The organism is Streptomyces sp. NPDC002785, from assembly GCF_040295565.1.
Taxonomy (GTDB): domain Bacteria; phylum Actinomycetota; class Actinomycetes; order Streptomycetales; family Streptomycetaceae; genus Streptomyces.
On sequence record NZ_JBEOVN010000358.1, the window covers coordinates 1 to 3466 of the forward strand.

A 3466-nucleotide genomic window follows, 5' to 3' on the forward strand; every position below is an offset into this window, starting at 1 on the left:
GATCGGACGGTGTTCACTCAGGCGGGTCTTTTCGCTGTCGAGTCGGCGTTGTTCCGGCTGGTGGAGTCCTGGGGTGTGCGGCCGGACTTCGTCGGTGGTCATTCGGTGGGCGAGTTGACGGCCGCGTATGTGGCGGGGGTGTTGTCCCTCGACGACGCGGCGGCGCTCGTGGCGGCGCGTGGCCGGTTGATGCAGGCGTTGCCGACTGGTGGCGCGATGGTGTCGGTGGCGGCTCCGGAGGACGTCGTGCGTCCGTTGCTGACCTCGGGCATTGATATCGCGGCGGTGAACGGGCCTGCCTCGGTGGTGATCTCCGGTGGTGAGAGCGAGGTCCTCGCTGTCGCCGACAAGTTGGCTGCCCAGGGGACCAAGACGCGTCGCCTGACGGTTTCGCACGCCTTCCATTCGGTGTTGATGGAGCCGATGCTGGAGGAGTTCCGGGCGGTCGTGGAGGGGCTGACGTTCCAGTCGCCACGGATCACGCTGGTCTCGAATGTGACCGGTGAGGTCGCTGAACCCGAGCTGGTCGCACGCCCCGAGTACTGGGTCGAGCACGTCCGGGCCACCGTGCGATTCGTCGACGGTGTACGGGCGTTGGAGCGGGCCGACGTGGTCACCTTCCTCGAGCTGGGCCCGGACGCGGTCCTGTCCGCGATGGGTCCCGACTGCCTGACGGGCGACGCCTCCGCCTTCGTGTCGTCGCTGCGCCGTGAGAACGACGAGGTGCGCTCGCTCCTCGCCGCCCTGGCCGGGGTGCACGTGCGTGGTGCGGCGGTCGACTGGCAGGCCCTGCTCGGTGAAGGTGCCGACTGGCCGGTGGAGTTGCCGACGTACGCCTTCCAGCGCCGGCGCTACTGGATTGAAGAGGCCGAGTCCGACGCTCCCGAGCGTGACGCCGACGAAGTGCGGTTCTGGGAGGCCGTCGAGAGCGAGGACCTGGACGCCCTGGTCAAGACCTTGGGCATCGAGTCCACCGGCGGGCAGGACGATCTCGACTCGATGGGCGCCGCCCTCGGCGTCCTGGCGTCCTGGCGGCGCGGACGCGACCGGACGGCCGTGAGCGACCAGCTCCGCTACCGCGTCTCCTGGTCCCCGGTCTCGCAGCCTCCGTCGACCGCGCCGGCCGGAACGTGGCTCGTCGTCGTTCCCTCCGGATCCGACGCCGAGGCCGATGGCGGCTTCGCCGCGCGGGCGGTGCGGGCCCTGGAGGGACAGGGCCTGCGTATCAGGCAGGTGCCGTTCGCCATGACCGAGGCCGACGACTTCGCCGCCGCCCTGCGCGCGGTCCGGCCGGAGGAAGGGGATCTGGCCGGTGTCCTGTCCTTGCTGGCCCTGGACTCCCGCGTCCGCCCGCAGTCCGAGGTACTCATCGAAGGCACCGCCGCCACGCTGGCGTTGATGCGGACGCTCGGCGAGATCACCCCCGGGCTCCAGGTCTGGTGCGCGACCAGCGGCGCGGTGAGCGTGGGCCCCTCCGACCGGCTGCGGGCCCCGGAACAGGCCGTCGTCTGGGGCCTCGGCCACGCCGTGGCGCTGGAGCATCCGGACCGGTGGGGCGGTCTGGTCGACCTCCCGGAGATGGTCGACGACCGGACCGCCCAGCAGCTGATCGGCGTCCTGACCGGAGCGAGCGGTCAGGACCAGGTCGCCGTACGGTCGGCGGGCCTGATGGCCCGACGCCTGCAGGACAGCCCGCTGCGCGGCGAGCCGTTGCACCGGGACTGGCGTCCGCGCGGCACCGTCCTCGTGACCAACGGTACGGAGGGACTCGGCAGCCACACCGCGAAGTGGCTGGCCGAGGCCGGCGCGGAGCACCTCGTGCTGACCACGCAAGCGGGCCAGGACGACGCGCCGCATGTGCGGGATCTCGTGGCTGAACTCGCCGCCATGGGCGCCGAGGTGACCGTGTCCACGGCGGACATCTCCCGCCGCGAAGGGGTTGCCGAGCTGCTCGCCGCGACGGATGCGCTGCCCGAGCTGACCGGGGTGGTGCACACAGCGGATCTCGCCCGGACCCAGGCGGTCGCGGCGACCGGTCTCGCCGATCTGGACGAGGTGGTGACGGCCAAGGCTCATGCCGCCCTCCACCTGGACGAGTTGCTCGGTGACCGGCCGCTCGACATGTTCGTCACGTTCTCCTCCGTCGCCGGCGTCTGGGGCGGTGGCGGACAGGGCGCGGCCGGTGCGGTCAGCGCGTACCTCGACGCGCTGGTCGAGCGCCGACGGGCCCGTGGCCTGAAGGCGACATCGCTGGCCTGGGGCGTGATCGAGGAGATCGGTGTGGCGGCCGACCCCGCGATCCAGGAACAGCTGCGCCGCCGTGGCGTACTGCCCCTCACGCCCGGCCAGGCGATGGGGGCGCTGGAGGCGTCGATCCGGTACGACGACGGGGTCATCGCCGTGGCCGACATCGACTGGTCGGCCTTCGTACCCGCCTTCACCTCCTCCCGTCCCAGCCCGCTGCTCGGTGATCTGCCCGAGGTGCTGAAGGTGGCCGAGGCGGCCGCCGCGCTCGCCGAGGAGGAGGCGCAGGCCGGTTCGCAGCTGGTACGGAGTCTGGCGGACGCCTCCGAGGCAGAGCAGACCCGCATCCTCATGAAGCTGGTCCGCGAACGGTCGGCCGAGGCGCTCGGCCACTCGGGCCTGGACGAGGTCAAGCCCCGCCGGGCCTTCCAGGAGATGGGCTTCGACTCGCTGGCGGCGATCACCCTGCGCAACGCCCTGTCGGCGGCGACCGGGGGCACCCTCCCGGCCACGCTGATCTTCGACTACCCGACGCCGGCGGCGCTCGTCGCGCATCTGCGCGAGGAACTGGTCGGGGGAGGGGCGGACGACGCGTCCGAGGACGGCGGCCCCGAGGCAATCCGTCGGGTTCTGTTCTCCGATCCGGAGGCCGACGACCAAGAGCTGGATCTGATCGACGAGATGAGCGTGACGGACCTGGTGCAGCGGGTCCTGGGCAACACCCAGTCGTGATCGAAAACGGAACGCAACTCGTGATCGAAAACGGAAAGAAGCGGATGGAAGAGGACGTCATGGACGCTCAGAACGGGCAGATAATCGATGCCCTGCGTGCTTCGGTGAAGGAGAACGCACGCCTGCAGCAGCAGTACGACCGGGTCGTCGCCGCCAACTCCGAACCGATCGCGATCGTGGGGATGGCCTGTCGCTTTCCCGGTGGGGTGACATCGCCCGAGGAGCTGTGGGACCTGGTCGTCTCCGGTGGCGACGGGATCTCCGGGTTTCCGTCGAACCGTGGTTGGGACCTGGAGAACCTCTATCACCCGGACCCCGATCACCCGGGGACGAGTTACGCCCGCGAGGGTGGATTCCTGCATGACGCGGACGAGTTCGACGCGTCCTTCTTCGGAATCTCGCCGCGTGAGGCGCTGGCGATGGATCCGCAGCAGCGGCTGATGCTGGAAACCTCCTGGGAGGCGTTGGAGCGCGCGGGCATCGACGCGGC

Annotated in this window: 2 protein-coding genes; both read left to right on the forward strand. The window is 70.6% G+C overall.

Features of this window, described 5'->3' with window-relative positions:
* Window positions 1–2976, forward strand: a 2976-nt coding sequence (locus ABTZ94_RS36865) for an SDR family NAD(P)-dependent oxidoreductase (protein ID WP_351207720.1), incomplete at its 5' end; no start/stop codon positions are given.
* Between the two features lie 59 nt (window positions 2977–3035).
* Window positions 3036–3466, forward strand: a 431-nt coding sequence (locus ABTZ94_RS36870) for a beta-ketoacyl synthase N-terminal-like domain-containing protein (protein ID WP_502967373.1), incomplete at its 3' end; no start/stop codon positions are given.